This window comes from Deinococcus sp. (genome assembly GCF_018260405.1).
GTDB lineage: Bacteria > Deinococcota > Deinococci > Deinococcales > Deinococcaceae > Deinococcus.
The window spans coordinates 1-5,897 of record NZ_JAGLBG010000113.1 but is presented as its reverse complement, the minus strand read 5'-3'; the positions used below and the strand labels follow the sequence as shown (position 1 = coordinate 5,897).

5 protein-coding genes are annotated in these 5,897 nt (G+C 60.5%); 1 reads left to right on the top strand and 4 read right to left on the bottom strand.

All coding sequences use genetic code 11. The annotated features are described in order from the left end of the window. Positions 1-160: 160 nt before the first annotated feature. Positions 161-1,480, top strand: a complete 1,320-nt coding sequence (gene mnmE / locus QZ269_RS11475) for a tRNA uridine-5-carboxymethylaminomethyl(34) synthesis GTPase MnmE (protein WP_291426841.1) — start codon at positions 161-163, stop codon at positions 1,478-1,480. A 104-nt stretch (positions 1,481-1,584) separates the two neighbouring features. Here mnmE and QZ269_RS11470 read toward each other — a convergent pair whose 3' ends face one another. The 4 genes from QZ269_RS11470 to QZ269_RS11455 form a co-directional block, all read right to left on the bottom strand. Continuing rightward, a complete protein-coding gene (locus tag QZ269_RS11470) occupies positions 1,585-2,193 on the bottom strand; it encodes a molybdenum cofactor guanylyltransferase (RefSeq protein WP_291426840.1) in 609 nt (202 codons plus the stop codon). 45 nt (positions 2,194-2,238) lie between these two features. Beyond that, positions 2,239-3,426, bottom strand: coding sequence for an S-layer homology domain-containing protein (locus QZ269_RS11465; RefSeq protein WP_291426839.1), 1,188 nt, complete (start codon positions 3,424-3,426; stop codon positions 2,239-2,241). Between the two features lie 558 nt (positions 3,427-3,984). Then, complete coding sequence (locus tag QZ269_RS11460; RefSeq protein ID WP_291426838.1) at positions 3,985-4,569, bottom strand: phosphoribosylglycinamide formyltransferase; 585 nt, start codon at positions 4,567-4,569, stop codon at positions 3,985-3,987. 271 nt (positions 4,570-4,840) lie between these two features. Beyond that, the coding region (locus QZ269_RS11455; protein ID WP_291426837.1) for a M20/M25/M40 family metallo-hydrolase at positions 4,841-5,897 on the bottom strand (1,057 nt) is incomplete at its 5' end.

The following is a 5,897-nucleotide window of genomic DNA, read 5'->3' as shown; positions in this document are numbered from 1 at the left end:
GTCGCTAGGGTAAGCTGCGCGTTCCACCGTTAAAGCCTAAAACATTTCCCATGGTTAGGGCCTCAGACAGCCTCTGAGACTGGCCCCCGCGCTTCTTGAAAGCTCGTCTACGGGGGCGGGTTTTTTCTTTTGCCGAACCGGGGGTGTTACCCTGGCCTCTGTGACTCGCACTGGTCTGACCGATACCATCGCCGCCATCGCCACCGCGCCGGGGAGCGCGGGTGTGGGGATTGTCCGGGTCAGTGGCCCAGCGGCCCTGGCAATCGCCGATCAGCTGTTCCGGGGCAAGCGGCGGCCCAGCCGGGTAGAGGGCGGGCGCTTTTTGTTTGGAACGCTGCTTTCGGCAGAGGCCGAGGTGCTCGACGAAGGGCTTTGTCTGGTGTTTCGCGGCCCGCACAGTTATACCGGCGACGATGTGGCCGAGTTCCAGACCCACGGCAGTCCGGCGGTGCTGGCGCGGGTACTGACGCAAGTGGTGCAGCTCGGCGCCCGCCCGGCCCGGCCCGGCGAATTCACGCTGCGGGCTTATCTGGCGGGCCGCCTCGATCTGGCCCAGGCCGAGGCCGTGCTTAACTTGGTGAATGCCGGAACCGAAATGGCGCGGCGGCAGGGGGCGCTTGGCCTCAGCGGAGCGCTAGGGCAGCGTGTCGAACAGATTGCGCGCAGTATTACCCGTACCCTGGCGGCTATTCAAGCCATGCTCGATTACCCGGAAGAAGGCGTGCCCGACGAGGACCGGCTTGTGCCATTGGCGCAGGCCAGCGCCGATCTACGCGCACTCCTTGGCACGGCGCAGGCGGGGCAGGTGGCGACCCGTGGCGCACGGTTGGCCCTAATCGGCAGGCCCAACGCGGGCAAAAGCAGTCTGCTCAATGCTCTGCTGGGCTATGAGCGGAGCATCGTTACGGCCATTCCCGGCACCACCCGTGATTATCTGGAAGCTGGATTAGAGCTGGCAGGGGTGCCGGTAACGCTGGTCGATACGGCGGGCATCCGTGAAACAAGCGACGAGGTCGAAGCGGCGGGCGTGCAGCAGGCGGTGAAACTCGCCGAACATGCCGACCTGATTCTGGCCCTTGAAGACGGCAGCTTGCCGCGTGAGCCTTTGCCTACGCCGTTGCCGCCGCAAGCCAGAGTGATCCGGGTCCAGACCAAGGGAGATTTGCCGCTGATGTGGCATGACCCGCAGGTTTTAAGCGTCAGCGCAGTTACCAGGGCGGGCCTGCCAGAACTGCGCGATACCGTGCGGAATATGTTAATTGGCGATTCCAGTCGCGCTGAGGCGTGGTTGACTACTGAGCGCCAGGCCGACGCCGCCCGCCGCGCCTTACAGCACCTCGAACTGGCTCACGACCTGCCGGATGACCTGGCCGGATACGAACTGGAAGAAGCCCTGCGTGCGCTGGTCGAGTTGACAGGCCGCGACGTACAGGAGGACGTAGTAGACGCCGTATTCAGCAACTTTTGCGTGGGTAAATAATACGGGCTGCCGATTGAACCTGGTTACTGCCGATTCAATCCGAGTGAAGGCGAGAAGAAAAATACAGGTTTTGCGGTACAGGTATATGCAGGGCTGCAACAGAGCTACAGCAACCGCCTCAGCTGTTCGCAAGACTGTTCCAGCCGTTCCAGGTCTTCAACGTGATTAATATTTCGAAAAAACATTTCTGGTAGGCCCGTCACTTCCCTGATTTTCTGTGCAGGACAGGCCAGCCGGAGCCGCCTTTCTCCAGCATCTAGCTGGGCCGTGATACCGGGCAAAAGGCTGATGTGATAGAGCGCGGCCAATGGGTGCCGCTGCCCCCTGGGGTCGAGTGCCTGCACACTTAAACAGTCGGGACACCGGGCGGCGTACAGCACCTGCCAGTAGGCCGGAGTCAGCAGGGGTTGATCGACTCCGGCAAAAGCTACCCATTCATGATGGGCAAGATGCAGCGCCAGCTCCAGCCCGGCCAGCGGCCCCTCACCTGATCGGGTGTCGGGGAGAGTGGCCCAGCCGGGTAAACCGTAACGGCCCAGGGGGGCAATCAGAATTTTTTGATTTGCGGCTCCCAGGCTCTCTGCTACCCGTTGCAGTAGGGTTTGACCGCTAAGAAGTGCGGCTGCCTTGTCCGACCCGAAGCGGCGCGATTGTCCGCCAGCAGTAATGGCAGCCGTAAAAGCAGCAGAGTGCGGCACAAGATAAGTAGACAATAAAAAAGACCTCCGAAGAGGCCTTTTTTGGTTAAGCGTTGTGGCTTAGAAGTAGAACTTGACGCCAGCCTTAACAGCGCCAGTGAAGCCCTTTGCCTTCTCGTCAACGGTATAGGCGAGGTTGGTACCCATACCCTTGTTGCTGAAGTAGTAGCGGCCGTTGCCTTCGACAAATACGCCGATGCTGTCGGTCGCCATGTACTCAACGCCGACCAGACCGAGGCCGTAGATGTCAGAGGCGTTACTGTTGTTCAGGTTGCCCCACAGGGGACTGCTGGTTACACCGGCACCCAGACCAGCGTAGACGCCGAAGTTGGTCCCCAGGTCCATGTTGTAGGTCGCAGCGATTTCACCGCTGGTGGCCTTGTGGCCGGGCTGATATTCAGCGGCGATACGTGCGCCGATAGGTCCAAAGACGCTCTTGGCACCGATGAAGCCGCCAGCGGTCACGCAGTAACTGGTGCCGTCACCGGATCCATCAGTCTTGGTGTTACAGGAATTCGTGTCCTTGTCGTTAGTTCGGGCACCGACGGCCACGCCAGCGTAGTAGTTCTTGGCGCTGACACTGGGGATCACGTCGCCGATGATAACGGTGCTGGGAGGCGTAACCTGGCTAACAGGAGCGCCGGTCGTCACGGAGACAGAAGCGGAATCGCCCTTGTCGCCTTTGTCGCCCTTATCACCCTTGTCGCCCTTAGGACCCTGGGGGCCAGCGGGGATGTTCTTGATGGCGTCTTCGAGGGCCGTGACACGGGCAGTCAGCGCAGTGACGTCGCTGCTGGCAGCGCCGCTATCCAGACCGGCGATCTTGTCTTCCAGGGCCTTGATGCGGGCTTCCTGATCGGAGTTGGTCTTCTCGAGATCCCCCACACGGGTGCTGATAGCCGCCAGCTCAGTGCTGACTTCCTGCATGCCGTTGACGATGGTGGTCATGTCGCTGCCGCTAAAGCCGCACTTGGCCATAGCGTCGCTGGTCAGCAGGCGGTGGAAGATGAGGGCAGCCTGGTAACGGGTCAGGTTCTCGTTACCACGGTAGGTGCCGTCGGGGAAGCCCTGGATCAGGCCGCAGGAAACGATCTTGTCAACGGCGTCCTTGGCCCAGTGGCCAGCAGGAACGTCGCTGAACTGGGTGACCTGGGTGGTCGCCGCAGCAGTGGCAGGAGCGGCGGTCTGGGCACCGGCAACGCCGAGGCTCAGAGCAAGAATGGACGAGATCATGAGAGTGTTACGCATGTTAGTTCTCCTTATTATCAGTTAAAGCGCAGAAGGCTTAAACCGACTTTCCTGCATTCACGGTAGTTACCCACTATGAGTATTCTGTGATAGACGAGACTAATGGGTGCACTTTTTTGCTTGTTTTATACCCGGAATAGTAGCTGCCACGACTTCATGTGTGATTTATTAGAAATGGCCTTCAAGGATGTGCCCTGAAAAGCTTGTCCCCATAGAGAGAAAGAGTTTTGTAATGAGAAAGCTGCTTGAGGCTTCACCCTCTAAACTCATGAGAATATTCTAATCTTATTGTGGGCAGGTCGGGCTAGTGCTCTAGTCGATATAAGGCCACTAAGTGCAAGTTTCCTGCTCTGTTGGTGTCTGTTCAGAGTGTCCGTAATCGCAGACATTCTGGCTTTTGCCCTTATGCCTGCCGAGACGCTTAGAGACGTTCTCCGAATGATGGGCACGTCGGAACAACACCGCCGCCCCCTTTATTCTACGTTCTGCTCTTTCTTTTTCACTCGTTCTACTCGGCAAAAAGATGGTGCTCTTTTGACCATCTTTTTGCAAAAGGCTCTAAGGTTGGTGGTGGGCCAGCAGCTGTAAAGCCGTGAGCATCAGCTCGCCCTCAACCGCCTGCACCCGCGACTTGAGGCTAGCGAGGTCATCGCCCGGCAGCACCGGCACCCGCGCCTGCGCTAACACCGGCCCTTCGTCGATGCCCGCCGTGACCAGATGCACGCTCGCACCGCTCTCGGTGTCACCGGAGGCCAGCACCGCCTCATGAACGTGGTCGCCATACATTCCCCGCCCACCATGCCGGGGGAGCAGGCTGGGGTGGATGTTGACCAGCCGCCCGGCAAACGCCTCCAGCGTGCGCGGCCCCAGTTCGCGCATGTAGCCGCTAAGCACCAGCGTATCGGCCCCGCTGCCCACCAGAAAATCGCGGATGGCAGTGTCCAACGCGGCAGGGTTGGGGTATTTCGCGCTACTCAGGTGAGCGGTCTGGAGGCCCGCCGCCTGTGCCCAGACCAGTGCCAGAGACTTGCTGTTGTTGCTGGCCAGGGCCAGGGGCACGGCGTCCAGTTGCTGAGTCTGGCACGCCTGGGTGATGTGCCGGGCTGCGCTGCCGCCGTGGGAAGCCAGGAAGGCTAGGCGCATGGGCGCTCCGCGCCGGGCGTGTGGCCCGTGGCCTGCGCTGTGGCCTGTGGAAACACCATGCTGCGGCTTAAGCGCTTGCTTTTGCGTTTACAAGCCACAAGCTAAGTACCTGCCGGATAGAGCGTGCGTCATGCTGCACCTCTACCCCGAGTGAACCGGGAAGGCAAAAAGGAGCGACTGGCCAAAGTGGATTCGTAGAGGTGCGGAGCAGCGCGGATTTGGGCGCTTTCCTCGGCTCCGCGCTGCTGTACCCAGGAGCGACTGACAAGCCTCATTTTCCCAGTTCCTGTAGCAGGTAAGCACTCGTCAAAATCCCATTGTGGTAGTCCTCTACGGCAAAGCTCTCGTTGGGGCTGTGCGGCGCGTCCTCGTTCAGGCCCAGATCCACGAACAGCACCTCGGTTTTGAGGATGTCGACAAATGCCGCCACAATCGGAATGCTGCCCCCCATACGGCCAAACACTGCGCCGCGTCCGTACACCCGCTTCAGCGCCCGGTCAGCCGCCTTGATGAAGGGGCTGTCGGTCTTGAATTTCATGGGCTGGCCGCCGTGGTAGTCAATAACATCCACCCTCACGCCTGCCGGAGCGATGGTCGCCACGTAGTCCTGAATCAGCCGCGTAATCCGGGTGGGGTCTTGCCCCGGCACCAGTCGCATACTGACCTTCGCGCCCGCTTTGGCGGCAATCACGGTCTTACTGCCCTCGCCCTGGTAGCCGCCCCAGATGCCGTTTACGTCCAGCGTGGGGCGGCCCCAGATGCGTTCCAGCGTGGTGTAGCCCTCTTCGCCGGGCAGCGCCGACACGCCGATGCTGTTCATAAAGTCCTGGTCATTGTGAGGCAGGCTGGCCCACATGCCACGTTCCTCGTCGGTCAGCGGCTCGATGCCGTCGTAAAAGCCCGGAATGGTCACGCGGCCCTGGTCGTCTTTGAGCCTGGCGATGATTTCGCACAGCGCGTTGATGGGATTAGGCGCGGCCCCGCCGTAGCTGCCGCTGTGGAGGTCTCGATTGGCCCCCTGGACGCGGATTTCGACGTAACTCAGGCCGCGAAGGCCGTAGGTGATGGTCGGCACGTCTTTGGCAAAGCGGCTGCCGTCGGAAACCACAATCACGTCGGCCTTGAGGTCATCCTTATGGGCTTCCAGATAAGGGATGATGCTGGGGCTGCCCATTTCTTCCTCGCCTTCCAGAATGAACTTGACATTCAGTGGCAGTTCGCCTTGCGAGAGCAGCAGTTCCACGCCCTTGACATGGGCGAACGCCTGCCCCTTGTCGTCGGTGCTGCCACGGGCGTAGATGCGGCCATTGCGCACGGTGGGTTCAAAG